This is a genomic window from Streptomyces sp. NPDC093984 (assembly GCF_044764595.1).
GTDB lineage: Bacteria > Actinomycetota > Actinomycetes > Streptomycetales > Streptomycetaceae > Streptomyces > Streptomyces cynarae.
On record NZ_JBIWIM010000017.1, the window covers coordinates 28,881 to 54,785 of the forward strand.

Sequence of the window (25,905 nt, forward strand, 5' to 3'; positions counted from 1 at the left end):
CCTCAAGCCCGCCCAGACCTGCGACTGCGTGCGCTTGGTCGCCCGGCACAGCTGCGGAAGCGTGAGCCCCGCCGGCCGTGCTTCCTGCAGAGCTTTGCGTACCGCCTGGCCGTGAACGTGGGCGGGCAGACCCGCCCCCATGGCTACTGGCCCCGCAGCAGCTGGGCGAGCTGTTCGTCGAGGTCGACCTGCCCGGTCGCGGCCGCGGTCTCGATCCAGTCGGCCGTCGCGCGGATCTTCTCCAAGTGGTTTTCCAACACCTTCGTCTGGGTGTCGGTGAACTCGTGCCCGCGCAGCTTCGGGACCAGCCGAGCGGCCCCGGCGATGAATCCCTGGCAGACGGCGATCAGGTCGGTGAACTCCATCGACTTGCGCCAGCTGTGGACGATGCGGGCCGGATGCTCGAAGGGCTCGCCCTCTTCGGCGAAGGCTTCCTCGCACTCCTCGTCGAACTCGTCGCCGTCGAGCCCGGCCTGCTCGAACTGGGCCTCGTTCACGTTCTCCCGGGCCTCGGCATCGCACATCGCCCGAAACGCCACCTCCGGCCGGCGCAGGAAGTCGGTGGCCACCTGCGCCGCCACCGCTTCGTCATCGCGCGCCAGTTCACGGATCACCTCGACCTTCTCCTGGGCGGTGACCGGGACCTGGATCTCTTCGGTCTTCCAGCCCACTACCTTTTTGGCCACCTCCGCACTCCACCGGCGTCGGCCGGTGCGCTCGCTCAGCGGCGGGTTCCCGATCAGCTCGAACCGGTCCGGCGCGGAGGCCAGGATCCGGTGCACCTCGTAGGAGACACCCGCCTGCCGGTGCTCGGCAGGCCACTGCGCGGCCACCCACCGGTGCGTACGGACGGTATAGAAGGACAACCCGATCTCATCAGCGTACCGCCGCAGCGACTCCTCCACTCCCTGGTCGCCCTCATCGAGCGGCGGGTGACCGCCGTGCCCGCGCAGCGGCTCCAACTCCAGAGCCGCGTCCCCGAGCGCGAACTGGCAGCGGGCGTCCTCCTCCACCATGTCCAGAGACGCGGCCACCAGCTCGTCGTAACGGCTTCGTGTGACCTTCCCGACCATCTCCACCATCGGGGCCATGGCGCACCACCCGGCGCGGGCCGAAGCGTCGGCGTCCTGCGTCGGCTGCGGAACCTCGGCCCGGCGATGCGCCCAGACTCCACCCCACACCACCAACATCACCAGACGCCAAGCCAACATGGCCAATTCCGGCCTCCATCCGCCCTGCGGACCCGATCCACCGCCAGGTCCAACAGTCACAGAACGTCACAGATCAGCAGATCTGACACAGCTTCTCAAACTTCGGTGGCAAGGACAGTCGCGCCGGGCGTGGTCGGGCCTATGGTCGCCCCTACCCACCACGGTGGTTTCCGGTCGGCGCCGGCAGCACTTCGACGAACAACACGCCTTCGCCCCGCTCCCTCAACCACCTACGTGAGCCGGCCATCGGTCACAGGCGCTGTCAGTGCACCCATCTAAATTCACCGCGTGACTGAGCTTTCCTACCTTGCCGCGGTCCGGGAGTCATACGACACCGTGGCTGACGACTACGTCGCCCTCGTCAAGGCCCCGTCTGAGCTGGACCCCCTATCTCGCTCGATGCTGACCGCCTTTGCCGAGCTGGTGCAGGCATCTGGCCGAGGACCGGTCGCGGACCTGGGCTGCGGACCCGGAAGAGTGACGGCGCACATGGCCGGACTCGGGGTTTCTGCATTCGGCATCGATGTGTCCCCAAAGATGATCGAACTGGCCCGAAGCAGCTATCCGGACCTGCGCTTCTCCGTGGGCTCCATGACCGCGCTGGAGATCGAAGACGACACGCTCGGCGGCATCCTGGCGTACTACTCCACCCACCACACACCTCCGGAGCTGCTGCCGGTCGTGTTCGCCGAGTTCCATCGCACCCTGGCGCCCGGCGGACATCTCCTCCTCGCTGGCCACGTAGGCACCGGTGAGCACCGCCGTCCGACACACGGCTATGGCGGCCACCCCGTGTCCTACGCGTCGTATCGGCTGCCCATACACCAGCTCGCTGAGCTGCTAAACCAGGCCGGATTCACCATCACCGCTCAGCTGGTGCAGGAGCCCGACGAGAACCGGAACTGGAAGTTCGCCAGTTTCCTGGCCTACAAGCCGACTACCGAGGAGCCAGCTTGACTTCCTAGCCCCCCGAGATGTCTTGACACAGCCGTGGTCAAGGGGAGATGCGGATGGTGCGCATCGGTGCGGTGCGCACCATCCGGGTGCGCACCGCACCGCGCGCGAGAGAGTGCCGGACGTCGGCGGGCGGTGCGCACCGGGTGCGCTGGCGGACATCGCGGTGCGCACAAGAGTGGCGTCCATCGTCATCCGGTGCGCACCGGGGGGAGTCCACTCAACTGGGGAAGAGAGTCGGTGTTCCAACCCTGCGCTATTCGGCTCGGAAGCTAGATGATCAATTCCAAGGGAAGCCTGCGGAGAGTGTGGGATGGGCGGTGGCCGAAGCCACCGCGAAACGGTCAGCGCGGCGGGCTGCTGGCCCTCGTTGTCGAGGTGGCATCGGGTGGTCAGGCGTCAGGGTCGACTTCGGGGCGCGTGAACCGCACGGACTTGCCCAGCGACCGGGCGTAGGCGATTTCGGCTCGGGTGCTGTCTCCGATGTAGTCGCCGACTACGAGCACCTCATCGGCGAGCCGGATCTTCGCCCGGTGCAGACCGTCGAGTCGAGCCTTCAGCGCCTCGGCCTCGACAGGATCGGACCAGAGTTCGTGCGGCGACTTCATGTCAATGCCCGGTTTGACGACAATCTTTCCGGCTTTGGTCTCCCTCAGATCGGCCTCGTTCATCTCGGTCATGAAGCGGGTGGAGCCGCAGATCACGACGATATGCGGGAGGCTCAACAGCTTCTTCGCGTCGGTGAGCTTCTCCTCGGGGGTGAGCAGTTGCGGGTATGACACTGGTTCCTCCTGGTGGTGCGGTCCAAGGGGTGCCTGCGGAGACGAGAACGAGGGTGCCCAAGATCGGTCCTCGAAGGCGCGGGGTGGCCTTGTTTACGAGTTTGGACAGCAGTCATTTAGCACTTCGGACAGCACTCGGATACGTGCCTGATCCGAACAGCCAGCAGCTCCGGCGGTGCGACAGGTCGGCGCGGCTCGGTCTCTTGGCCATGGCATAGGGTCCAGATGCGAGAGCTGAGTGGGTGGGATAGTGACGCGCCGCTATCGCACCGGAGCGGCGAGGGGTCCGTTGAATGCGGCGCCGGCCCGGTGTCACCCCCCGCACCGGGCGTGACCGAAGGCATGCGGTACGCGTACGTCGCCGATCCGAAGGGCAACCTCCTCGAACTGATCGAAACGTCACGGGGCTGACTTTCGGTCTCGCCGGCGGCGCAGGAGGGCGTACACCCCACCTGCGGGCGTCCCTGGCCTTCCTGAGGGTCGGCAGCGTTGGAGCCAGCCCGTCCAGCGCATCGGTGCGCGTGCCTGCGCGCATGCTTGTTCCGTCGTCAAGAGGGGGGCGAGGAGGGAGCGGGTATGTCGGCGTCGAGGGCCGCCGCGCGGAGGGCGGCTGCCACCCGGATGCTCGGTTCGGTCGGCGGGTGGGGAAGGCGGGCCAGGAGCAGGCGCCGTTGCTCCTGGGGGCCGCCGCGGACGGGCAGGACGCGGACACCCGGCGGCACGGCGGAAGCGAGCACGGCCGGCACGGTGGTCAGTCCGCAGCCCGCAGCGACCAGATGGAGCTTGGCGAGCCAGTCGCGGGCGGTGTGGGCGATCTCAGGCCGCTCGTCCAGGCCCGGCCACACGCCCATCAGCCGGTCCTCTCCCGACGAGGAACCCGCGATCCATCGCTGCCCGCGCAGGTCGGCCACGTCGACGAATTCACCGCGGGCCAGTGGGTGCGTGGTGGGCACCGCCAGGCGGAGGGCACGTTCGGTGAGTGTCTGCAGCACGAGCGGGGGTGACTCGGCATCCGGCGGCCTGAACGGCGGCGCCGAGGCGAGTAGGGCCAGGTCGAGACTGCCGGCCCGAAGGGCGCGCACCAGCGCCGGGGTGCTGCCCTCCCGGCCGACGACATGCAGGCCGGGATCCGTGCGGCGCAGGGCGGCCAGGGCGCGGGGCAGCAGAGCGGCGCCGGCGCTGGGGAACCATCCCAGGCGGACCGTACCGGCCTGCCCGGGCAGGCCGGAAAGCTCGCGCGCGGTTGCGTCGATCTCGTCGAGCACGGTCGTCGCGCGGCGCATGACGACGCGGCCGGCCTCGGTGAGCCGCACGCCGTCGCGTCGCCGCTCCAGCAGCTCGGCGCCCGCGGCCCGTTCGATCGCGGCGATCTGCCGGGACACCGCGGACTGGGTGTAGCCCAGCGACGCGGCGGCCGCGGTGAAGGTCCCCTGTTCGGCGACGGCGCGGAAGACACGCAGCGCAGTGAGTGACACATCCGAGAAGTCCATGATGTTTACGCATACTAGCCGTGCCGAACTTTCGTTGGACTCATATCTGTGGTGTTTCTAGCGTGGCATCCATGAATGCTTCACGTATCGCCCTCGTCACGGGCGCCAACCAAGGACTCGGCCGCGCCCTCGTCGAAGGGCTGGCGGCCCGCGTGGACCCGGACGACCTGGTCCTGCTCACCGGCCGCAGCGACCAGCGCGTGACGGACGCTGCCCGCGAGGTCAGCCGGCTGCCCGGCACGCGGGCCCGCGTCGAGGGCCGGGTCCTGGACGTGACGGACACCGACGCGATAGGCGGACTCGCCGAGGACCTCCGGGCCAGGTACGGAGGGGTCGACGTGGTCATCTCCAACGCGGTCGCCCGGCTGCTGCCCGAGGAGTCGCAGACCGAGCGGGCGGATGAGTTCATCGACGTCTCCAACACCGCCACGCACGCGATCCTGCGCTCCTTCGGCCCGGTGCTGCGCCCGGGCGGCCGGCTGCTCGTCGTGGCCAGCAGCCTGGGCACCCTCGGTCACCTCGACCCGCGGCTGCACCACTTGTTCGACGGGGCGAGCCTGGAGCAGGTCGAGTACGCCGTCGAGTCGTGGCGCAGCGCCATCCACAACCGGACCGCGCAGGAGGCGGGCTGGCCCATCTGGCTGAACGTGCCCTCGAAGGTGGCTCAGGTCGCAGCCGTCCGCGCGCTCGCCGCGGAACGCCGCGAACACGACCTCGCCACCGGCACCCTGATCGCGTCCGTGTGCCCCGGCATGGTCGACACCGCCACCTCGCGCCCCTGGTTCAGCGACTACAGCCAGGCCCAGTCACCCGCCCAGGCCGCTGCGGCCGTGCTCGACCTGGTCTTCGCCGATCACGTCGACCCCGCCCTGTACGGCGAGTTGGTTCGCTTCGGCAAGGCCCTGCCCTGGCACGACGGCACACCGCCGGTGGAGCAGGACCGGATGCTCACGCCCTGAACGCGCAGGGCCGTCACGCAGATCTTCAGTACTCAGCAAGGAGTTCACTCATGAGTGCCATCACCACCCCGTTCGGTTTCTCCAGCACGGCCGCCGAGGTCGCGCAGGGGATCGACCTCACCGGCCGCCATGCCGTGGTCACCGGTGCCTCCTCTGGCCTCGGGGCCGAGACGGCCCGGGCGCTGGCCGCGACCGGCGCGCCCGTGACGCTGGCCGCCCGGGACGTGGCGGCGGGCGAGCGCGTCGCCAAGGACATCACCACATCGACCGGCAACGAGGACGTGCAGGTCGCACAGCTCGACCTGGCCGATCCCGCATCCGTCACCGCGTTCGCGGCCGGGTGGCGGGGACCGTTGCACGTCCTGGTGAACAACGCGGGTGTCATGGCCTGCCCGGAGCAGTACACCGAGCAGGGCTGGGAGTGGCAGTTCGCCACCAACCATCTGGGTCACTTCGCCCTCGCCACCGCCCTGCACGACGCTCTGGCGGCCGACGGCAACGCCCGCATCGTCGTGGTGAGTTCCACCGGCCACCAGCAGTCACCCATCGTGTGGGACGACGTCAACTTCGCCTTCCGCCCCTACGACCCGTGGCTTGCCTACGGTCAGTCCAAGACCGCCAACGTTCTCTTCGCGGTGGAGGCGACCCGCCGCTGGGCCTCCGACAACATCACCGCCAACGCCCTCATGCCCGGCGCCATTTACACCAACCTTCAGCGCCACACCGGCGGCCGGGGCAGCGGCCGCGTCCCGGCCGAGCTCATCAAGACTGTCGAACAGGGCGCCGCGACCTCCGTCCTCCTCGCGACGTCCCCATTGCTGGAGGGCGTGGGCGGCCGCTACTTCGTCGACTGCAACGAGAGTGAGGTCGTCGACCGCCGTTCCGGCACGCTGCACGGCGTCGCCCGGTACGCCGTCGACCCGGACAACGCCCGACGCCTGTGGGCCCTGTCACAGGACCTGCTCGCAGACGCCGGCTGAAGCCGCGCGACACACCGCCGGCGTGTCGGTGCGCGCCTCAAACCAGCTGCACCTGCCGGTCCAGCACGGCCGAGTGAATACCGACCGACGTGTCGCGCATGTATGCCTGCCGCAGGTCGTGCGCCTTTTGGTACGCCTCGGTGGCGAGCGCTTCGCGCATCGTCTCCTCCGAGTCGAAGCTGATGCGGACGATGGCATCGATGGGCTCCTCGGCGCCGTCCTGGCCGGCGTCCGACAGGTAGTACTGCACATACTCCCGCACCTGGGGCAGGGAGGCGTACGTCGGGCCGTACTCGTGCTCCATGAAGCGGCGGAAGTCCTCCGTGGAGATCTCGGGCCGCTTCCGGATCACCGTCATGAGCGTGAGCATCTTCTTCCTCTTTCCTGAACACCCGTTCATTGCAGCGTACACTGAACGGGTGTTCAATAGCCTGGTGAGGAGCAAGGACGAGACCAAGGGCGTCCGGGACCTGCGTGCCGAGCTGGTCGCTGCTGCGGTGGGCATGCTCGCGCAGCCGCAGCCCATTGCCGTGCCGTCGCTGCGGTCGATCGCGCGGGCCTGCGGGGTCGCCCCGTCGGCGGTCTACTGGCACTTCCCTTCGGAGGCAGACCTGCGATCCGCAGTCCTCGACGCCGAGTACGCCTCCCTGATCAAGACTGTCGAAACGGCGCTGGACGCTGCATCCGACGGCGCCGACCGGCTGGCGGTCGCGGGCGACGCGTACATCGCGTGGGCGCTGGACCACCCCGGCGCCTACCAACTGCTGTTCGAGAGCGGCGACGAGCTCCCGGCAACCCGCGCCGAGCAGGGCCCACGTCTGCAGCGGCGGATCGTTGACCTGGCCCGCCGAGTCGACCCGGACGCCCCGTTCGCCGCCGCCCTCCTGCTGTGGTCCGCCTGGCACGGCGTGGTCTCCCTGCGCCTGCACAAGACGGAGTGGGACTGGGGCATGACAGCGCAGGAAGCGAACCGGCGACTGGTAACGGCGCTCACGGCTCACCCCGGCGGACCGTCACCCGCCCCCGACAGCGGAACCTGGCGACCCGGAACCTAGCGACATGGAACACGCAGAAACCTCGAACGGCACACCCGATCCGGACTGCTCCATCAGCCGGGTCGAGCACGCTCTGGGCGTCATCCGGGGCCGATGGAAACTGCTGATCATCCACCACCTCCTCGTCCGTGAGCCCCGCCGCTTCTCCGACCTCGAACGCGCGATCCCGCAGGTGACCCAGAAGATGCTGATCCAGCAGCTGCGCGCCCTGGAGACCGACGGCGTGGTGCGCCGCATCGCCTATCCCGAAGTGCCACCGCACGTCGAGTACGAACTGACCGCGGCCGGACGCGCGTTGGCCGCCGCCCTCACGGCCCTGCACGACTGGACGATCCAGTCGGGCCACGCCGGCGTGTCGCACGAGGCGGACGCTCCGGCCCGCCTGAAGCCGGGCTGAGTCAGGCGGTCGGGAAGGTGTCCATCCAGATGATCTCCAGGGTGCGGCGGACGATGCGCCACCCCTCGGGACGCCGTTCGAGGCGGTCGACGAAGAACCCGGTCTGGATGAGGTTCCAGCCCCGGCTGTCAGTGCTGCCCTGATGGGTGTGCAGGTGCTGAGTGCGGGCCAGAGCGGTGTCGCCCTCTATGTCGACCGTCGAACAGCCCTGGAAGTGCTGCCATTTGAGCAGTCCACTCATGGACCCGTCGGCTCCACGCATCACGTCCACGAGCCTGCGGTAGGGGATGTCCTTCAGCGCCGAGCCGCCGGCCGCCGAGTAGTCGACCGTGGCCTCGGCGGCGAAGACGGTGTCCCACTGCTCGAGGACTTCGTTGTCGCCGCTCTGGTGGAGATCCTGGCCGAGGGCGTAGCGCACCATCAGGTCCTGGATCTCGATGCGGTCGGACACATACTGCAGGCGCCGCTCAAGAGCCTCGCCGGCTGGATGATTCGTGGTGCTGTGCGTCATGACCTCACCGTAGATCGGTACCTCTTGCCCCGTAAGTACCGACAAAAAAGTAAGTATCAGCGGGGACGCCTGGTCCTTCAGGCCCGGAACGGGCGCCGGTCAAGCAGCGGAGCGCAGAAAGGCCAGCGCCGTGTCCAGTGCCGCTTCCAGGTGCGTGATGCTGCCGGTGGACATCAGGATGGTCACACCGCCCTGCACCGCAGCGACAAAGGCGGCCGCCGTGCGGTCGGCGTCCAACTGCCGGCCGACCGTGCCGCTGTCCTGCATGCGCTGGATACCGGCACGTAGGGCCGCCTGCCACTGGCTGATCAACTGGCTGGTCAGTGCCTGTGCGGCCGGGGTGGTGCGTCCGAGTTCGGTGATCAGCACGCCCAGCGGGCAGTTGACACCCTGTTGCTCGTACCGCCGCACGACCGCGTCGCGCCAATCCTGCCATGCCGACCATGTGCCCAGGTCGCTCAGGTGGGGTTCCTGGTCCTCGAGGACGCGTTCGGCCTCACGGGCCGCCACCGCCAGCAGCAACTCCTCCTTCCCGCCGGGAAAGTAGTGGAAGATCTGGCTCTTGCTGGTCGCGGTGCGGGCGCGGATGTCGTCGAGGGTTGCACCGGAGGCTCCCCGCTCGCGGATCTCCTGTGCGGCGCCCTCCACGATGCGGCGCCGGGTCGCCATGCCCTTACGGGTCAGGCGCTGCGCGGCTGCGCCACTGCCGGCCACGGGACCTCCTCCACCCCCCGAGTTTGGACTTGCCGGTCCATTTTATGCGAGGGAAGGTGAAGAGGCAGACCGAGAGGAAGGTGCGCGACATGCAAGCCATCGTCGTGGAACAACTGGGCGGCCCGGACCAGCTGCGGATCGCACAACAGCCCACCCCCGAGCCCGGACCGGGACAGATCCGCGTGGACAGACATCGCCGTGGCCGGAGTGAACTTCATGGACACTGGCGCCCGCCGGCTCGGTGCCGCCACCGGCGACCTGCCCTTCGTGCCAGGCGTGGAAGGCGCCGGCCGGGTGAGCGCACTGGGAGAAGGCGTGACCGAGTTCGCCGTCGGCGACCGAGTCGCCTGGGTATACGCCTACGGCTCCTACGCCCAACAGATCCTGCTGCCCGCCGCCGACGCCGTGCCGGTACCCCAAGACATCTCCGACGAGGTGGCCGCGAGCCTGATGATGCAGGGCATCACCGCCCACCACTTCGTCACCGAGGCCGCCGACATCCAGCCCGGCCAGATCACTGTCGTACACGCCGCGGCCGGCGGACTCGGCCAGAAACTGACTCAGCTCATCAAGGCGCGCGGCGGCACGGTCATCGGCATCGTGTCCAGCGAGCCAAAGTCCGAGACCGCCCAGCGCAGCGGCGCCGACTACACCGTGGTGTCCACCGCCGACGCCTTTGTCGAACCGGTGTTGGAGCTCACCGGCGGCGAGGGCGTGGACGTCGTCTTCGACGGCGGAGGGGAGACCACGTTCCGCGCCTCGATGAAGGTCCTGCGCCGGCACGGGCTACTGCTGTACTACGGCGCGGTCATCGGCGCGGTCCCCGTGGTGAACATGCGCGAGCTGCCCCACAGCATCAAGGTCTCCTACCCGGTCTTCCGCGACCACATCCCCACTGGCGAGGCGCTGCTGCGCCACAGCGCGGAGCTCTTCGACCTGATTCGGCAGAACGTCCTGAATCCGGGCATCGGCCGACGCTACCCACTCAAGGATGCCGCCCAAGCCCACGTCGACATTGAGTCCCGGACGACCAGCGGCAAGCTGTTGCTCTTTCCGTAGCAAGAGGCGCCCAATCCCCCGCGTGTGAGGCCGCACCTTGAACCATCCGACCCTGTCCGAAACTTCGTTGCGGCGGAGTGTCCCGGGTGCGTGAGGGCGTCGGCTCGGCAGTAATCAGGACGAGGGCATGCTCGATGTCTTCCACCGCCGGGTGTCGGCGGAGGTAAGCGTTGCCCGGTCAGCGGATCCTTGTCAGCGCCTTGTCCGCGTGCGCGGCATGCACGTATTTGACGGCGATGTCGGGGTGGATGCCGAAGAGCCGGACGAGGTGGACCGGGTCAGCGGTTTCCTGTGCCTCGTACAGGATGCGGTCGGCCCACACCTGCCGCGGCAACAGCCCGACCTGGTCGAAGGCAGCCCGCAGCGCACGTAACTGAGGCCCGTAACTGGTCAGCCATCAGCTCGGGCAGCTGCGCGATCCGCTCGTACAGGGCCCGTTCGTCGTGCCGGTCCCGCCGCTCCGCACCCAGGTCCGGGACGCGAGGGTGGACCTGGCGCTGGACATCGGTGAGCAACTGGGCAGGGCTCTCGGAGAGTTCGTCCTCCTCCAGCAGGGCCTGGTCGTCGAGGAAAGAGATCACGCAGCGGGTTGCGGCAGCTGGCCGCCACCGTCCTGGCCAAGGAGCGCAGATCCCGCTCGGGAATCGGCGCGTGCGTGCCTATCCGGGCCAGCAGGGTGTGCAGGACCAGGGCCGCACCGCCCACCACGCTGCGCTTGTCGGCGATCCAGGATCGCGGGTAGCTGGCGGTAAACGCGTCCAACACCTCCTGCGCCGGGGCCGGCAGCGGGGACGAGGCCGTGGCGGCGACGTGCTGTTCGCGCTGCCAGGTACGTGGCATGGTGAACAGGGTCAGCTGCCCCGGATCCATCGACGCCGATGTCACCTTCTCCTCGGCAGTCAATGTGGTCCGGGCTCGGTCGCGTGCGCGGCGGACCGGCCGGACCGCTTGTGTACGACGAACCCCAGCTCCCCGGCCCGCCGCTTGAGCTGGTGTGCGAACACCCCGGCGAAAGCGAGCTGTGTGAAGGACACTGCAGCCAGCTCCGCGCCGCACTCCCGCACGTAGGCCAGGCAGCCGCGGCACAGGCCCTCCTTGTGCAAAGGCAGGCCGTCCCGACGGCAGCGCGGACACCGGCCCGGCGGATAGAGGCCGGGGTTGTGCCGCCACTCACCGCAGCCGCCGCACCGAGCCGTGGTGATTCCCCAGCTCCCGTAGTCTGCGCATGCCCCGACCGGCCACAAGGCGGGCGGCGGAGCCTTGCGCGGCCGCAGCAGCCGAGAGTACGAGTCCGAGTACGGCACGCCGCTGGCCGAAGCCGATGCCGTGGGCATTCTGCGGATGCTCGAGGGTTACGGGGCGGTCTCAACAGGGCCGGATCGTGGGGCTGCGAGGACCTCGGGCGCAACCAGCCGTCTTCAGCGGCGCCGGTCCACCACGGCAGCCGCTCGGGAGCCCCGGGCGTGCCGACCGACCCGGGGCACATCAACCACTACCGACCCCGGAACGGTTCACGCACGGTAGAGCTGACCGACCGCGCGCTGCGACTAAGCATGGCCATGTCAACTCGCGCGCGTCTGCTGTCTGGGTACATCTCGATGACACACCTCCTCTACTGCGAGTAGAGGAGGTGGTAGAGTCGGGACTATGGCAGCAGACGAGACGAGCATCAAGGTGAGCGCCGCCGCGCGTGATCGGCTGGCCGTGCTGGCAGCCGAGCGCGGCACGACCATCCGCGGTTTGGTCGAGGAACTCGCACAGAGCACGCCGACCCAGGCCGAATACGCCGAGCGTGCCGAACTGGCACGCGCCGAGCTGGCTTCCGCCCTTGGCTGCGCGCCGAGCCCGGAAGCCGAGGCCAAGGCCCGAGCCCTGCTTGAACGCCTGGGCGCGGCGCAGCACGGCTCGCAGGCAGCCGCGTAGTGGCGGCGATCGCGGTCGTCCTTGACCACACCACCGCCACGGCGCTTTACGACCCGAAGGATCCGTTCAACGGAGCGGTCGCCGCGTTCTATGTGCAGGCCTCCGGTGGGTTGGGCACGCTGTATGCGCCGGTGCTCTCGCTGACTGCTGGCGACACCGAGCGTCCCGGGCTGCTCGGCTACATCAAGGGGCTACGGTTCATCACGATCGAGGCGTTCGACACCAACGCTGCGGTCACCGCCACCGAGTTGCTGCGCTTCGGGCACTCCTGGGCAGCCGTCCACGCCATCCACGCCGCCAGGCCCTCCGCCGCCTTCCCGGCCGGACGCTTCCTGCTCACCCTGACGCCGAAGGCCTACGCGGGCACCGGTGTCCAAGCCGTCCACCCAGACCAGTAGTCGTCTGCCAAGCGATGCCCGCTGGGGCGTGGATCGCCCCAGCTACCGTCACGGCCACCGGCAAGCGGCGGCGGGCGACTGTCCGGGGGGGCAAGTTCTGCGTAGATCGCCCGGCTGCCTTCAGGACGCGCCCGGGCCTCACGCTTGAGTGCGGCCCACCACACTGGGCAGAAGGCCGCGCGGGGCGAGCGTAAGCCCGCCCCGCACGGTTGGATGGTCGACGGCAGGTCACCATTGCTGCTCAGGTCCTGTCATACGCCCGCCGCCAGAGTCCGTGAACCTGAACGTCAGTCTGCCGGCTCGCGACAGATCACCTCGCCGTGTGTCGATCCCACTGTGAAGGGCACCTACGGCGTCATTGCGGCAAGGAGCCGGAGTCGAACTGGTTGATCGCTGACTGGGCGGCGTCGTGGGACGTGGAGAAGATGCCCGCGTCCTGCTTCGCTGCGGCCGAGGCCAGCGTCACGGGCTGACCGATGGGGACATAGTTGGCGCCGTCGTAGGAGTACGAGGCGGTGAACGAGGTGCCCGATCGGGTGAGCTTCACCCAGATGGGGCGGTAGATGTCGACGCTGGCGCGGGCGTCGGTGTCCAGGTACCCGTCGCCGTTGGTGTCCCACTCGAACACGACGCCGTTGCGGGCGGTCACCGCTACGACGGCGTACCCGGCCGAACTTCCCGCCTTCGTCATGTCGTTGCGGACCATGACACCGGACTTGGCCCAGGGGTTGGCGTCGTTGACCGACACGACCCTGGTGGACACGCTCGAGTCGGCGTTGAATGAGCCGGCCCGGTAGATCGAGCCGAACTGGTCGTCGTGCTGACCGCCGGCGCCCCACACGTCGGCGCCGGCCGCCGCGATCCCGAAGCCATCGCCGCTCTGACCGAAGTACGAGTTGACGGCCGAGCCTCCCGCAGTGGCGAGGCCGGCTGCGACCGGTGCATCGACCGGGCACCCGCTGAAGCCGAACTGGTTCGCGTTGAGCGACGTCCGGTACTGCGGCGCGACACCCGCCTGGCAGATCACGTCTCGCGCGGCCGCGGGCCAGTTGGCGCCGGTGACCTTCACGTTGTTGATCAGCTGGTTGTTGTGTGCCGCGGCGTTCGGCGTCGAGGCTCCGCCCGAGTTGTACCAGTTGTTCTGGATGATGTTGTCGCTGGTGTTGTTGCGGAGGCTGTACGCGTTCGTGAAGAGGAAGGAACCGCCCTGGACCACGTTGTTCTCGTACGTCATCGAGCGCGAGCCCTCGTCGAGGTAGAGGCCGACCCCTGAGATGTTGAACAGGTAGTTCTTGGCGACCACGGTTCCCGGGCTGGCGGAGAGGTTGTAGACCGATCCGCCGTCGGCGAAGCGTGCCTTCGTGTTGTGCACGAGGTTGCCCTCGACTCGGTTGTCCTTGAGCGTTGTCGGCGTCGTGTAGAGCGTGTTCCACTTGTAGTAGCCGCGGTCGACGTAGTCGTTCGAGCCCCCGGCGTCGTTGATGCCCCAGCCGTAGCCGGTGTCGATGCCGTCATAGGGGACGTTGGAGACCTCGTTGTGCAGGATGCGGGCGCCTGTGACGTAGGTGCTGAGGATGCCGCTGTTGTCCTTGTAGTCCACCGCCACGCGATTGATCGTGTTGTTGGCAATCTGGATGTTCCGGTTGGTCATCCTCGGGTCGCTGGGGTGGTGCGCGTCAGGCAGTACGCCGCCGACCGCGACGCCGTGCCCACTGTTCTCAATGAACCGGTTGCCGACCACGTCGATGTCGCTGGCGCCCAGGCCGACGCCGGTCGTCGTGGCGTTGGCGTCGTTTCCGATGCCCAGCGCCGACTGGCCGAGGTTGGTGAACGTGTTGCCGGTGAACGAGATGCGGCTGGCGGCGGAGACCTGCACGGCGGCGGGCTCCTGGTACCAGCTGGTGCGCGCTCGTTCGAACATCTCGCAGCCGCGCGAGCAGCTGGTGAAGGCGTCGGCGGGGCGGTAGTCGTAGGCGCCCTTGATGAACAGGCCGTTCTGCTGGTCCGCGTACCCGTCGGTCGAGGGGCCGAGCCAGGAGGTTCCGGAGAACTGGATGCCCTCGAAGGCAAGGCCGGTCACCGGATTGTCGTACGTCCCGCCGATGCTGACCAGTGTCTCCAGACGGGGCAGCTCGATGTCGAGCTGGTTGGGGTCGACCCCGTTCGCCGGCTTGTAGTAGAGCTTCCCGGCGCCCGGGTCTATGTACCACTGGCCGACCTGGGTGAGGAAGCTCAGTGAGTTGTCGAGGTACCAGCTCGGACCGGCCAGGAACGAGTTCTGGACGGTGTCCCAGCCCCACGTGTTGTTGTCCCAAGCAGGCTGCGCCATCGTGATCTCGGTGGCGCTGATGCTCTGGACCGGCGAGTAGCGGTTCGTGAAGTCGCCGAGGGATTCGAACTCGATGCGCCCCTGGTCGGGCAGCGCGGCGAGGTAGCTCAGGGCCGGGTTCTTGATGGTGAGACCGGTCGCGGTGGGAGTGACGTCCGCGTTTGCCAGGCGGATGGCGGCACGAGGGGCGATCACGCCGTTCACGTAGAGCTGGCGGGTGTCGAGGCCGTTGGGGGTGTCCGCCTCCCAGATGCCCGACCCTGCCCCGGACTTGGACCAGCCGGTGACCTTCGAGGCGCCTGTGATGACGGGGTGGGCGCCCGGGGCGGCGGTCCAGTGGACGGTGTGGTCGCCGCCGTCGTCGCCGGGCCCGAACCGCAGGGGCTCGGAAAGGCGGTAGGTGCCGTCGGCAAGCTGGACGGTCACGTCACCATGCTTGGTGGCCGGACCGACAACATGCTGCGCCCGCTCCAGCGAGCACGGCTGCGACTGGCTGCAGTGTCCGGTGTCCTTGCCGTCCGGCGCTGCGAAGTACTCCGCCCGGGGGGCGGCTTGCGCCTGAAGAGGAATGAGCGCTGATGCGATGACGGCGCAGGCGCCGAGCGCCGCGAGGGTGCCCGCCCTGCGCCTCCATCGTCTGCTCACCGAGCGTGTCGAGTCTGACGTCGATGTCATGTTCGATCGCTTCCTGTGATAGGGGCGTTGATGCCCGACACAGAGTTAGCATACGTATGATGTTTGTGACAAGATTCATATGACGTATGACCCGGAACCTTTGAGGATCAGCGTGTCCGGATCGGGTCCGGGACGAGCCCTGTGAAGTGCAGTTCCTCCCACAGCGCCTCCGGGATCACCGCCCGATACCGCGCTACATTGCTTCGCACGTGTTCCTGGGTGCGCATCCCTGTCACCACCGATGCGACTGCGGGATGGCGCAACGGGTATTGGATGGCGGCCGCGGGAAGCTCCACGCCGTGTCGCTTGCAGACGGCGGCGATGCGGGCGGCACGTTCGACGACGGTCCGCGGCGCTGCCCCGTAGTCGTAGGTCGCCGAGCTGTCTACGGCCGTACTGCTCAGCAGTCCGGAGTTGTAGACCGCCGCGGCGACGACGCCGACGCCGCGGGCGTTGGCGGCGGGCAACAGGTCGTCCAGTGCCGATTGATCGAGAAGGGTGAACCGGCCGGCGACCATCACCACATCGACGTCGGTCTGCCTCACGAACTCGGCCAGCAGCGCCGCCTGGTTCATGCCGGCGCCGATGGCACCGACGACGCCCTCGTCCCGAAGCTCAGCCAGAGCGGCGATCCCGCTCGACGATGCCGGCCCCCAGTGGTCGTCCGGGTCGTGGAGATAGGCGATGTCAAGCCGGTCGGTCCCGAGCCGTGCCAGTGACTCCTCCACGGAACGAAGGATCCCGTCGCGGCTGAAGTCCCAGACCCGTCTCTTCGTCGCCGGCACGATGAACCCGTCGTCGTCGAGCCGGTGTGCCGTGTCCGGGCTGTCCACGAGCAGGCGCCCGACCTTCGAGGAGATGACCACACCGCGCCGAGTGGCAGCGTGCAGGGCGTCCCCCAGGCGGCGTTCGGACAGTCCGAGGCCGTAATGCGGCGCGGTGTCGAAGTAGCGGATCCCTTCCTCGGCTGCGGTTCTGACGGCGCGATGGGACTCGTCGTCGGTCGTCTCGGTGAACAGGTTGCCGAACTGGGCTGCACCCAGGCCCAACTCTGTGAGCTGGTGCCCGGTTCGCAGCCCTCGGGTCGGCAGCGTCTGTTCCGTGGATGTGTGGTCGCGCGGCGATGGCTTGCTGGTCACGAGGCCCGATCATAAACGGTGACAGCATACGTATTATGTTTCCTGCTAGCTTTGCGTAGCGCTGTGGGCCGGCGCGGCCCGCGGCATAGCGAGGAGGAGCCGATCGGCATGTTGGCGGCAAATTACGTAGGCGCGCGCACGATCACGGTCGAGGAGCGGGAACCGGCTGAGCCGCGTGCGGGGGAGGTCCGAGTCGCCGTGGCGTACGTGGGAATCTGCGGCACCGACCTCCATGTGTTCCACGGGGACATGGACGGCCGGGTCAGCAGGCCGGCGACGATCGGACATGAGATGTCAGGCACGATCGCCGCCCTCGGCGCCGGCGTGGAAGGTTGGTCGGTGGGTGATGCGGTGACTGTCATGCCGCTCTCCTGGGACGGCACTTGTCCGGCCTGCCGTGCGGGGGCCGAGCACATCTGCCAGAACCTGGACTTCATCGGCATCGACACCCCCGGAGCCCTTCAGGAGTACTGGAACGTACCGGCGTCGACACTCGTGCGGCTGCCCTCGGAGATCTCGCTGCGAGACGCCGCGCTGGTGGAGCCCGTCGCGGTGGCAGTTCACGACGTACGACGCTCCGAACTTGCCGCAGGCGACAAGGCGGTCGTTATCGGGGCGGGCCCGATCGGCGTTCTGATCGCGATCGTCGCCGCCTCGTTCGGTGCCGAGGTCGTGATCGCCGAGATCGACCCGACCCGGCGGGCCGCCGCCGAGGAGATGGGGCTGACGACGCTGGACCCCTCGACGGTCGATCAGGTCGCCTGGGTGGAGGAGTGGACGGACGGCGCCGGAGCGGACGTCGTGTTCGAAGTCTCCGGCTCGGCCGCCGCCGTACTCGGCGCCACCAGCTTGGCGAAGGTCCGCGGCACGCTCGTGGTGGTGGCCATCCACTCGCAACCGCGGCCCATCGACCTGCACCGCATGTTCTGGCGGGAGCTGAGGTTGCTCGGTGCACGGGTCTACCAGCGCCACGACTTCGAGCGCGCCATCGAGCTCTTGGCCGAGGGCGCCATCCCGGCCGAGAAACTCATCACGGGCATCGTGCCCCTGAGTGAGCTCGAATCGGCCTTCGGTGTCCTTGAGGCCGGGCAGGCGATGAAGCTGCTCGTCGAGGTGAGCGTGTCATGAACCCGTTCGACCTGACCGGCCGCCTCGCTGTCGTGACGGGGGCCAAGCGTGGAATCGGATTCGCCATCGCCGAGGCTCTGGCCGCTGCCGGTGCCGACATCGTCGGACTCTCCGCCACGCTCGATCCGGCGTCATCGGCAATCGGCGACCGCGTGCGCCGGCTCGGCCGTGAATTCTCGGGACACCGCGTCGACTTCGCAGACCGGCGGCAGGTGACCCGGTTCGCCGAGGAACTCGCTACGGGCGAACGCCCGGTGGACATCCTGGTCAACAACGCCGGGACCATCCGCCGCGCTCCCGCCGCCGAGCACCCCCTGGACTGGTTCGACGAGGTGCTCGAAGTCGATCTCACGAGCACATTCGTGCTCAGCCAAGTTCTCGGGCGGCGGATGCTGGATGCGCAACACGGGCGCATCGTCTTCACCGCCTCCCTGCTCTCGTTCCAGGGCGGGATCAACGTGCCGGGCTATGCGGCCGCCAAGTCCGGCATGGCGGGACTGATCCGGGCGCTCTCCAACGAGTGGGCTGGATACGGTGTGACCGTCAACGGCATCGCCCCCGGCTACATCGCGACTGACAACACCCAAGCACTTCAGGACGACCCCGACCGCTCCCGCGCGATCCTGGAGCGGATACCGGCGGGACGGTGGGGAACGGCGGAGGACATCGCAGGCGCTGCCGTGTTCTTGGCGTCGGACGCCGCGCGGTATGTCTCCGGGACGATCCTGCCGGTCGACGGTGGCTGGCTCGGCCGATGAGGCTCTTCCAATGCCCGTCGGTGGTGGGGCATGCTGACGGGCACGTGCTGACCTTCGGGAGACGATGGGACTGTTCCGCGCCGCCGACTTCGGCGACCTCGCCGAGGTGTCCGACGCCCGCATCGCGACCGGTGTGCGGACAACAACGTTGCCGTAGGCCTCAGCCGGCTCGGCATTGAAGCGGTCCGGGCAGGACCAGTGGTAGCCGACGCCCTCCGTCGACGGGTCGTTCGCGACATCGGAGGGCAGGCGCCGAGGCCTGGGTCCGCGAGACGTCGACGAGGTGGTGCGGCTGGCGCAGCGGTCCGGAGTGCGCGTGTCCTTCGACGTCAACCATCGCTGCCCGCCATGGAGGACAGGGAAGCAGGGCCGGGTGTACCAAGTGGTGGCGGCCGCCGCGGGTTTCGTGTTCGTAGGCGAGGATTGGCCACCCTGCTCCCCGGCATCCGGCAGTGCGACCCCGCACAACTCTTCGCCGCGCCCGCGCATCCCGGTCCGTCGACGACGTGGTCGGGCGGGTTCGGCTGGCAGCATCGACCACGACGGAGCTGTGCTTGAGCACGCCGCCCTCGCGGTCCCGGCAGTGGGCTTGGCGGGTGGGTGTGGGCGACGTCTTTGTCGCCGGCTTCCATGCCGGCTACACCCAGGCAGCCGGCATGGCGGCGTGCCTGCTGCTAGGAGATGGCCGCCGTGCTCTGCACGGACGTGGTGCCGGGGCGGCGGTCATGAGCAGGGTCATCGATCAATAGGCCATCGCCTCGGCGCTGGTGGTGCGGCGTTCGATGGTCGCGTTCCGGGTGGCGGCTGCGCATCAGGTGGGCGAAGAGGGGCCCGACGATCCACGCTTGGGCAGGACCACGAAGCCGCGCATGTCGTCGCTGGGCTTGACGATCGCGAGGACCAGGGCGAAGCGGTGGTGCGCGCCGGCGGACCGCTCAAGATCGGAACGACAACTGTGGCTCAATACCGATGACAAACATAATACGTATGTCCTATAGTCCTGGCGCGAGGTCGTCAACGAAGTCGACAAGACAAGGACATCCCATGGTCGGAATCCACTCTGTGGCGCGTTCGCGCCGTAAGGCGTCGACCGTCGCCGTACTGTGCGCCGCAACGGCGCTACTGACCCTCGCTGGTTGCGGCGGCGAAAGCAGCTCGGCGAACGGGGCATACGGGTTTCCCGAAGCCAAGCAGGAAACCGCCTCGACGATCACCGTCTGGGTGGACGCGGACCGACAGGCTGCCGCGAAGGCGTTCCAGAAGGCGAACCCGGACACCAAGATCAAGGTAGTCACCTATGACGGGTCGGCGAACGGGTCCAACTCCTTCCGGACGAAGATGCAGCTCTTCGACCGCGCCGGCAGTGGCTGGCCCGATGTCGTCTTCTCCAGCCAAAACAACGACGCGGCATGGGCCAGCCAGAAGAGCGGTGGCAAGCAGGCGTTCGCGGCCGTGCTGGACAAGGGTCTGGTCCCGAAGGACACGCTCAGCAATTTCACCGAAGGCTCGCTCGACCCCTGCACGGTGGACGGCCATGTGTACTGCCTGCGCAACGACCTCGCCCAGACGGTGCTCTGGTACGACAAGTCCCTGCTGAAGCAGTTCGGCTACGCCGTCCCGACCACGTGGGAGGAGTACCAGGCGCTCGGGGAGAAGGTAGCCAAGGAGCACCCCGGTTACATCATCGGGACGGCCGGGGATGCCTGGACGCCCGAGGTGTTCATGTGGGCGAGCAAGTGCCAGGCCAATGACCTGACCGGTCCCAAGTCCGTCACGGTGAAGACCGACTCGACCGAGTGCAAGCGGGCGGCGTCGATGCTCGACGCCCTCCGCCAGAACGGGACCGTGCCGGTGGTCAGCGTTTTCACTCCCGAGTTCTTGAAGAAGTACTCAGGCAAAGTGCTGATGATGCCGGGTCCGGCCTGGTATGCCGGCGCGATCTTCAACAACCCTCAGTCGCTCAACGTGCCGGCCGGGCGGCTCGGCGTCGCCGCGCCGTTGCCGTGGAAGGGCGAGAGCGAGGCTGTGACGGGCAACGTGGGTGGCGGAACGTGGTTCGTCTCCAGCCATTCGAAGAACCTGAAGGGCGCCGAGAAGTTCGTCCAGTTCGTCACCACGGCCGACGCGTATCAGGTCGATGTCGCGCCGGGTTACCCGGCGTACGCGCCCGCGGCACAGAAGTGGATCGCGAAGCAGGAGGCGAGCAAGTACTACGCCACCCCGCTGCAGCCGGTGGTGACCGCGGCGTCGCGGGTCTGGGACGGCTGGGGTTACCCCATGTTCAGCCAGGAGGCGATCTGGGCGAAGACCATGACCCCGGGGATCACGGGCGGCAAGTCGATCGTGGACCTGCTGCCGACCTGGCGGCAGGAGATCGAGAACCAGGCCAAGGTCAACGGATACGCGGTGAAGTGACATGACCCTCGCTCCTCCGAGTGGCCGGCCGACCGTTGACGCCTCGGGGCGTCAGCGGTCACGCCGGGGTGGCGGCCGACCGGCCGGCCGCGCCTTGGCTCGCAGTCCGATCGGCTATCTCTTCGTCTCGCCCTACGCGTTGTTCGCCATCGCCTTCGGGATCATCCCTTCGCTCTACGCAGTACTCCTGGCCTTCACGAACGCCGATGGTGGATTCGCAGGCTTCGACAACTTCACCAAGGTCGTCGGCGACTTCCGGTTCTGGCCGGCCGTGTTCCACGTGACCATCTACCTCCTCATCTGGCTCCTCGCGCTGGTCGTCTTCGTCGTCGGCCTGGCGTTGGTGGTCCACGCCGTCAGTGTGCGGTGGGTGAGCACGACCCTGCGCTTCGTCTACTACCTGCCCGGCGCGCTCGCGGGCGCGTCCAGCGTCCTGTTGTGGCTCTTCGTCCTCGATCCGACGGCGAGCCCGGTCAGCGGTCTGCTCAGCGTGATGGGGTTCGACAGCTTCGTGCAGGCGATCCAGCCCGGCCACCTTCCGGCGATCTTCGCGATCATCGCGTTCTGGACCGGAGCCGGCGGGTGGATCATCATCATGTACGGCGCCCTCAACAACATCAGCACCGAGGTGATCGAGGCCGCCCGCATCGACGGTGCGAACGCCGTCCAGATCGCGTTGCGGATCCAGCTCCCGATGCTGCGCAAGTGGGTTGCGTACATGGGTGTCATGTCACTCGCGGCCGGCACCCAGCTGTTCGTCGAGCCACAGCTGCTCAGTCAGGCCAGCAATGCGGTGGTGCCCAACGACTACTCGCTCAACCAGCTGGCCTACCAGTACGCGTTCCAGCAGAACGACTTCAACGGCGCCGCCGCGATCTCGCTGATCCTGCTGGTCGTCGCGCTCCTGCTGTCCTGGGTGTTCGTGACCCGCGGTGGCCTCTTCGAGAAGGAATGACCATGAGAGCACTCTCCGCCGAACGCCGCCGGCCGAGCCTCAGCGGGTGGAGCGGGCGGTCCATCGCCGGCGTCCTGCTCGTCGTCTTCGCCCTGTTCTTCGCCGTCCCGATCGTCTGGCTGCTCCTCGCGGTCACGAAGTCCTCAAAGGCGCTCGTCGTCGCCAACCCGTTCTCGCTCGGGTCGCGGTCGGACTTCGCCGCCAACTGGCATCAGCTGTTCGATTTCCAGGACGGTGCGGTGACCACCTGGATCGGGAACTCCGCGCTGTATGCGATCGGCGCCCTGGTGATCACGCTCCTCGTGAGCATCCCCGCAGGCTACGCGCTCGCGCTCACGGAGTTCAGGCTTCGGCAGGCGCTGCTCGTGCTGACGCTCGTGGTCATGCTGATCCCCAGCACCGCACTGGTACTGCCCATCTTCCTCGAGCTGAACAGTGTCGGTCTGATCGGGAGCCCGCTGTCGGTGATCCTGCCCATGTCGTTCTTCCCGTTCGGCGTCTATCTCACCTACATCTACTTTTCGACCAGCATCCCTCGTGACATCCTCGCCGCCGCGCGCATCGACGGCTGCAACGGATTCCAGGTCTTCACCCGAGTCGCCCTTCCGCTGGCCGCCCCGATCGTCGCCCTGGTGGCGTTCTTCAGCTTTGTTCAGAACTGGAACAACTTCTTCCTCCCGTTCGTGATGCTGCCCTCGAGCGACGGATACCCGATCCAGGTCGGGCTCACCTCGCTTCTGGCGTCAACCCCGGCTTTCAATCCCAGCTCCGCGGGATCCGACTCCGTTCAACTGCCCACCTTGGCGCTGGGGACGATCGTGTCGATCCTGCCCGTCCTGGTCGTCTTCCTGTTCTCCCAGCGATTCCTGGTCGCGGGCATGACAGCGGGAGGAACCAAGGAATGACCGCTCGCACTGGCAAGGAGAACCACCGCCGATGAAGATCACCGGGTACCGCAGCCTGAACACCGTTCACGACTGGGGCAGAATCACCGGGGACGTCAACGGTGTCCAGCCCGGCCACGCCACGCCGGTCCCCGTCCTCATCATCGAGACCGACACCGGCATCGAGGGAGTAGGCCTCGGGTCCCACGCCGACATCGCCCGTGTCTTCCCCGCGATCGAGGGCGATGACCCGCGGTCGGTCGTGGCGCTCTACGACCGAATGCTCAACTGGGTGTTCAAGGCCGGTCACTCAGGATCCACCTTCGGCACCATCGGGGCCGTCGACATGGCCCTCTGGGACATCAAGGCCAAGGCCGCCGACGAGCCCCTCTGGCGGACCCTCGGGGCCCGCGAGCGCTACGTCCCCGGGTACGCGTCCGGTCTCGAGTACGGCCTGACCGAGGACGAACTCGCCGACCTCTATGGCCGTTTCGCGGACCGCGGGTTCAAGGCCGGCAAGCTCAAAGGCGGCCGCGACCTCGACCGCGACCTGCCCCGGCTGGAGATCATGCGCGACATTCTCAGCCGCAACTCCCGCCGGCCGGCGCTCATGTTCGACGCCAACGAGTCGTGGAACCACGCCCAGGCGGCCCGGTATGTCGCGGCCATCGAGCAGCGCATGGACCTCACCTGGGTGGAGGAACCGCTGCGCCGGTGGGATGCGGCCGGCATGGCCGCGCTGCGCGGGAAGATGCGCGCGGCGATCGCAAGCGGCGAGAACCTGACCGGGCTGGAGCAGTACCGCCCCCTGCTGGACGCCAACGCGGTCGACATCGTGCAGGTCGGCAACGTATGGGGGATCACCCACTTCCTCCGCGTCGCGACGCTCGCACACGCCCACGATCTGCCGGTGAGTCCCGTCGCGTACAACGCGAACCCGGTGGCGCACGCCGCCGCCGCCGTGCCGAACCACCTGGCCTTCGAAGTCCAGGATCTTCTCTTTCCCGTCGGTCTCGACGTCGACCAGCAGTTCGACGACGGAGGCATCGTCCTGGGCGATCGCCCAGGCATCGGGATCGAGGTCGACGAGTCCCAGATGTCACCGGCCAGCGGTGCGACGCCCCGGCCCGCGGCGACCGGACCGCACATTCGGCCCGAACGCGCCGCCCTGCGACTGGTGGCCGAGCCGGACGTGATGGATGCCCCGACGCACCGCGGAGGCCAACTCTCGTGACCCGTCGACCTGAGCGCAGGGCCTTCGTCGTGGGTGTGCGGCCCGAGAAGCGCGAGGAATATCTGGCCCTGCACCGTGCTGTGTGGCCGAGCGTCGAGCGAAAGCTCACCGAATGCAACGTGCGCAACTACAGCATCTTCATCTTCGGCGACATCCTGTTCGCCTACTACGAGTACGTCGGCGAGGACCACGAGGCAGACATGCGACGCATCGCCGACGACCCGGTGTCGCAGGAGTGGTGGACGCATACCGACCCGTGCCAGGTGAGGATCGCCGAGGAACGTGATCCCGGGGCACTGTGGCAGCCTGTCGAGGAAGTGTGGCATCTCGCATGACTGCCGGCATCGACGCCCATGTGCACCTGTGGGACCGGGCGGTGGACCCGCAGGACTGGATCGACGCGGAGACCATGGCGCCGATCGCCCGCGACTTCGGCGCCTCAGACCTGAGCGAGATGCTGGCCTCGACCGGGCTCGACGGTGCCGTGGTCGTGCAGTCGAGCAACAGCCTCGAGGAGAGCATCCGGCTCGCCAAGCTGGACTCACCAGCCATCGCCGGCCTCGTCGCGTGGGTCGACCTTACGGCGGAGGTCGGACCTCAGCTCGACCAGATCCGCAAGAACGCCGCTGTCCCCGTCGTCGGGGTGCGGCATCTGGCCCACATCGACCCGGACCCGCAGTGGATGACGCGCGAGGAGATCAGCGCGGGCCTCGCCGTACTCGAGCGCGAGGATCTCTGCTTCGACCTCGTCGTGCGCGAGTGGCAGCTCCCTCAGGCAACCCGCCTGGCCGCGCGCCACGGCGGACTCCGCTTCGTGCTCGACCACCTGGGCGGTCCGCCCGAGCCCGGGCAGGACAGGAGCACGTGGGCGTCGCGGCTGCGGGAGCTCGCGCGGCAACCGAATGTCGTCGCGAAGGTCTCGGGACTCACGTCGGGCCTCGCCCCCGGATCATGGCGGGCAGCCGATCTCGCCGCCCCAGTGACGATCGCCCTGGAATCCTTCGGCCCTGAGCGTCTGCTCTACGGCTCCGACTGGCCGCTGGCTGAACTCGGCGGGGGAGCGGCGCCCTGGAAGTCCGCTCTTGAAACCCTGCTCGACAAGCTTTCCACCCCGGAACGCGCGCGTGTATTCGGCGGCAACGCTGCCGACGTCTACTCGCTCTCCTGATCCAGCGCCCGGCCGCGCGCCCGTGGCGCGTGGTCGGGCAGCCGCCGACGCTCCCACGAGACGTGGATGTGATCATGCATCGCCTTCTGAGCCGCGGCGACGTCCTTCCTTGAGATGGCATCGACGATCGCCGCGTGCTCCTTCAGCGTCAGTGCGAACGCATCAGGCGGGTCGATGCCCTGGTAGCGGCTGGACTCCACGGCTCGCTTGTACAGATGCTTGGCGATGTTCTCCGCCAGCCGGTTGCCGGAGATCTCCATGAGCGCGTAGTGGAACATCACATCCGCCTGCCGGAAGGAGTCCGTCTCGGACGCGCTTTCACGCATCGTGGTCAACGCATTCTCCAGCCTCCTCAACCCATCCGCGCTGCGAGAACCGGCAACCGCGCCCGCCATCGCCGACTCGAGGCTCGCTCGCACGATCGTCAGCTCGTCAAGGACACCGAGCGTCTCATCGTTGTCGATCAACGCGGAGAGCACCACCGGATCGAGCATGTTCCAGTAGCCCGGCGCCCGCACCTGGGTGCCGCGACCCTGAGAAACGATCACCAGGCCCTTCTCCTCGAGCCGCTTCACCGATTCACGCAGCACCGTGCGACTCACGCCGAAGTGTTCGCTCAGCGGACCCTCCGGGGGCAGCAACTCGCCTTCCTTCAACTGGCCCGTCACGATGAGGTCGACGAGCTCGGCTACGACTGCCACACCCAAGCGGCCGGCGGGCAGGCGTCGCGGGATCAGACGGGGCGAGGGCTGCGACTCGGTTGGCATACGTATGACCTTATCGCGGA

The 25,905-nt window shown here is 68.0% G+C and carries 27 protein-coding genes; 18 read left to right on the plus strand and 9 right to left on the minus strand.

What is annotated here, in order from left to right:
• Nucleotides 1-143 precede the first annotated feature (143 nt).
• Nucleotides 144-1,211 carry a DUF6192 family protein gene (locus tag ACIRC0_RS35145; protein WP_403624890.1) on the minus strand — a complete coding sequence of 356 codons (1,068 nt, stop codon included), beginning with the start codon at nucleotides 1,209-1,211 and terminating at the stop codon, nucleotides 144-146.
• A gap of 288 nt (nucleotides 1,212-1,499) precedes the next feature.
• Between ACIRC0_RS35145 and ACIRC0_RS35150 the strand changes: the two genes are divergently transcribed.
• Nucleotides 1,500-2,168, plus strand: a complete 669-nt coding sequence (locus tag ACIRC0_RS35150; protein WP_403624739.1) for a class I SAM-dependent methyltransferase — start codon at nucleotides 1,500-1,502, stop codon at nucleotides 2,166-2,168.
• Nucleotides 2,169-2,557: 389 nt separating this feature from the next.
• On the opposite strand, the gene ACIRC0_RS35155 is transcribed toward ACIRC0_RS35150, so the two are convergent.
• Complete coding sequence (locus ACIRC0_RS35155; RefSeq protein WP_403624742.1) at nucleotides 2,558-2,947, minus strand: hypothetical protein; 390 nt, start codon at nucleotides 2,945-2,947, stop codon at nucleotides 2,558-2,560.
• 548 nt (nucleotides 2,948-3,495) lie between these two features.
• Nucleotides 3,496-4,437 carry a LysR family transcriptional regulator gene (locus ACIRC0_RS35160; RefSeq protein WP_403624745.1) on the minus strand — a complete coding sequence of 314 codons (942 nt, stop codon included), beginning with the start codon at nucleotides 4,435-4,437 and terminating at the stop codon, nucleotides 3,496-3,498.
• Nucleotides 4,438-4,508: 71 nt separating this feature from the next.
• Between ACIRC0_RS35160 and ACIRC0_RS35165 the strand changes: the two genes are divergently transcribed.
• Both ACIRC0_RS35165 and ACIRC0_RS35170 read left to right on the plus strand, forming a co-directional pair.
• The gene (locus tag ACIRC0_RS35165) at nucleotides 4,509-5,396 is read left to right on the plus strand and encodes an SDR family NAD(P)-dependent oxidoreductase (protein WP_403624748.1); all 888 of its coding nucleotides are present in this window, start codon (nucleotides 4,509-4,511) and stop codon (nucleotides 5,394-5,396) included.
• A gap of 50 nt (nucleotides 5,397-5,446) precedes the next feature.
• Nucleotides 5,447-6,376, plus strand: coding sequence for an SDR family NAD(P)-dependent oxidoreductase (locus tag ACIRC0_RS35170; protein WP_403624751.1), 930 nt, complete (start codon nucleotides 5,447-5,449; stop codon nucleotides 6,374-6,376).
• A 37-nt stretch (nucleotides 6,377-6,413) separates the two neighbouring features.
• On the opposite strand, the gene ACIRC0_RS35175 is transcribed toward ACIRC0_RS35170, so the two are convergent.
• On the minus strand, nucleotides 6,414-6,734 hold the full coding sequence (locus ACIRC0_RS35175; RefSeq protein WP_403624754.1) for an EthD domain-containing protein: 321 nt from the start codon (nucleotides 6,732-6,734) through the stop codon (nucleotides 6,414-6,416).
• Nucleotides 6,735-6,795: 61 nt separating this feature from the next.
• Here ACIRC0_RS35175 and ACIRC0_RS35180 point away from each other — a divergent pair, with 61 nt between their 5' ends.
• A complete protein-coding gene (locus ACIRC0_RS35180) occupies nucleotides 6,796-7,431 on the plus strand; it encodes a TetR/AcrR family transcriptional regulator (protein WP_403624757.1) in 636 nt (211 codons plus the stop codon).
• A gap of 4 nt (nucleotides 7,432-7,435) precedes the next feature.
• Nucleotides 7,436-7,828: a winged helix-turn-helix transcriptional regulator gene (locus ACIRC0_RS35185; protein WP_403624760.1), complete on the plus strand. Its 393-nt coding sequence runs from the start codon at nucleotides 7,436-7,438 to the stop codon at nucleotides 7,826-7,828.
• 1 nt (nucleotide 7,829) lies between these two features.
• Here the strand turns inward: ACIRC0_RS35185 and ACIRC0_RS35190 are convergent, their stop codons facing one another.
• Nucleotides 7,830-8,339: a nuclear transport factor 2 family protein gene (locus tag ACIRC0_RS35190; protein ID WP_403624762.1), complete on the minus strand. Its 510-nt coding sequence runs from the start codon at nucleotides 8,337-8,339 to the stop codon at nucleotides 7,830-7,832.
• A gap of 99 nt (nucleotides 8,340-8,438) precedes the next feature.
• Nucleotides 8,439-9,008 (minus strand): TetR/AcrR family transcriptional regulator, encoded by a 570-nt coding sequence (locus ACIRC0_RS35195; protein ID WP_403624893.1) that lies wholly within the window; start codon nucleotides 9,006-9,008, stop codon nucleotides 8,439-8,441.
• 261 nt (nucleotides 9,009-9,269) lie between these two features.
• Between ACIRC0_RS35195 and ACIRC0_RS35200 the strand changes: the two genes are divergently transcribed.
• From ACIRC0_RS35200 to ACIRC0_RS35215, 4 genes are all read left to right on the plus strand, one after another.
• Nucleotides 9,270-10,112, plus strand: a complete 843-nt coding sequence (locus ACIRC0_RS35200) for a quinone oxidoreductase family protein (RefSeq protein ID WP_403624765.1) — start codon at nucleotides 9,270-9,272, stop codon at nucleotides 10,110-10,112.
• Between the two features lie 127 nt (nucleotides 10,113-10,239).
• The gene (locus tag ACIRC0_RS35205; RefSeq protein WP_403624768.1) at nucleotides 10,240-10,485 is read left to right on the plus strand and encodes a hypothetical protein; all 246 of its coding nucleotides are present in this window, start codon (nucleotides 10,240-10,242) and stop codon (nucleotides 10,483-10,485) included.
• A gap of 1,274 nt (nucleotides 10,486-11,759) precedes the next feature.
• A complete protein-coding gene (locus ACIRC0_RS35210; protein ID WP_403624771.1) occupies nucleotides 11,760-12,035 on the plus strand; it encodes a hypothetical protein in 276 nt (91 codons plus the stop codon).
• The gene (locus ACIRC0_RS35215; protein ID WP_403624774.1) at nucleotides 12,035-12,433 is read left to right on the plus strand and encodes a hypothetical protein; all 399 of its coding nucleotides are present in this window, start codon (nucleotides 12,035-12,037) and stop codon (nucleotides 12,431-12,433) included. The genes ACIRC0_RS35210 and ACIRC0_RS35215 overlap by 1 nt, the downstream gene beginning before the upstream one ends.
• A gap of 355 nt (nucleotides 12,434-12,788) precedes the next feature.
• Here ACIRC0_RS35215 and ACIRC0_RS35220 read toward each other — a convergent pair whose 3' ends face one another.
• Nucleotides 12,789-15,188: a right-handed parallel beta-helix repeat-containing protein gene (locus tag ACIRC0_RS35220; protein WP_403624777.1), complete on the minus strand. Its 2,400-nt coding sequence runs from the start codon at nucleotides 15,186-15,188 to the stop codon at nucleotides 12,789-12,791.
• 142 nt (nucleotides 15,189-15,330) lie between these two features.
• On the opposite strand from ACIRC0_RS35220, the gene ACIRC0_RS35225 reads away from it, so the two are divergent.
• Nucleotides 15,331-15,456 (plus strand): hypothetical protein, encoded by a 126-nt coding sequence (locus ACIRC0_RS35225; RefSeq protein WP_329450526.1) that lies wholly within the window; start codon nucleotides 15,331-15,333, stop codon nucleotides 15,454-15,456.
• Between the two features lie 88 nt (nucleotides 15,457-15,544).
• Here ACIRC0_RS35225 and ACIRC0_RS35230 read toward each other — a convergent pair whose 3' ends face one another.
• On the minus strand, nucleotides 15,545-16,528 hold the full coding sequence (locus tag ACIRC0_RS35230) for an aldo/keto reductase (protein WP_403624896.1): 984 nt from the start codon (nucleotides 16,526-16,528) through the stop codon (nucleotides 15,545-15,547).
• Nucleotides 16,529-16,684: 156 nt separating this feature from the next.
• Here ACIRC0_RS35230 and ACIRC0_RS35235 point away from each other — a divergent pair, with 156 nt between their 5' ends.
• The 8 genes from ACIRC0_RS35235 to ACIRC0_RS35270 all read left to right on the plus strand — a co-directional run bounded on the left by ACIRC0_RS35235 (nucleotide 16,685) and on the right by ACIRC0_RS35270 (nucleotide 25,118).
• Nucleotides 16,685-17,704 (plus strand): zinc-binding dehydrogenase, encoded by a 1,020-nt coding sequence (locus tag ACIRC0_RS35235; RefSeq protein ID WP_403624899.1) that lies wholly within the window; start codon nucleotides 16,685-16,687, stop codon nucleotides 17,702-17,704.
• Nucleotides 17,701-18,462 (plus strand): SDR family oxidoreductase, encoded by a 762-nt coding sequence (locus tag ACIRC0_RS35240; protein WP_403624780.1) that lies wholly within the window; start codon nucleotides 17,701-17,703, stop codon nucleotides 18,460-18,462. Before ACIRC0_RS35235 ends, ACIRC0_RS35240 begins: the two co-directional genes overlap by 4 nt.
• A gap of 1,044 nt (nucleotides 18,463-19,506) precedes the next feature.
• Complete coding sequence (locus ACIRC0_RS35245; RefSeq protein ID WP_403624783.1) at nucleotides 19,507-20,877, plus strand: ABC transporter substrate-binding protein; 1,371 nt, start codon at nucleotides 19,507-19,509, stop codon at nucleotides 20,875-20,877.
• A gap of 1 nt (nucleotide 20,878) precedes the next feature.
• A complete protein-coding gene (locus tag ACIRC0_RS35250; RefSeq protein ID WP_403624786.1) occupies nucleotides 20,879-21,832 on the plus strand; it encodes a carbohydrate ABC transporter permease in 954 nt (317 codons plus the stop codon).
• A 2-nt stretch (nucleotides 21,833-21,834) separates the two neighbouring features.
• Nucleotides 21,835-22,737 carry a carbohydrate ABC transporter permease gene (locus tag ACIRC0_RS35255; RefSeq protein ID WP_403624789.1) on the plus strand — a complete coding sequence of 301 codons (903 nt, stop codon included), beginning with the start codon at nucleotides 21,835-21,837 and terminating at the stop codon, nucleotides 22,735-22,737.
• Between the two features lie 31 nt (nucleotides 22,738-22,768).
• Complete coding sequence (locus ACIRC0_RS35260) at nucleotides 22,769-23,950, plus strand: mandelate racemase/muconate lactonizing enzyme family protein (RefSeq protein WP_403624792.1); 1,182 nt, start codon at nucleotides 22,769-22,771, stop codon at nucleotides 23,948-23,950.
• Complete coding sequence (locus tag ACIRC0_RS35265; RefSeq protein ID WP_030971880.1) at nucleotides 23,947-24,285, plus strand: L-rhamnose mutarotase; 339 nt, start codon at nucleotides 23,947-23,949, stop codon at nucleotides 24,283-24,285. Before ACIRC0_RS35260 ends, ACIRC0_RS35265 begins: the two co-directional genes overlap by 4 nt.
• Nucleotides 24,282-25,118, plus strand: coding sequence for an amidohydrolase family protein (locus ACIRC0_RS35270; RefSeq protein WP_403624796.1), 837 nt, complete (start codon nucleotides 24,282-24,284; stop codon nucleotides 25,116-25,118). The genes ACIRC0_RS35265 and ACIRC0_RS35270 overlap by 4 nt, the downstream gene beginning before the upstream one ends.
• Here the strand turns inward: ACIRC0_RS35270 and ACIRC0_RS35275 are convergent.
• Nucleotides 25,103-25,885 (minus strand): FadR/GntR family transcriptional regulator, encoded by a 783-nt coding sequence (locus ACIRC0_RS35275; RefSeq protein ID WP_403624799.1) that lies wholly within the window; start codon nucleotides 25,883-25,885, stop codon nucleotides 25,103-25,105. The two genes, ACIRC0_RS35270 and ACIRC0_RS35275, sit on opposite strands and share 16 nt — an antisense overlap.
• Nucleotides 25,886-25,905 lie beyond the last annotated feature (20 nt).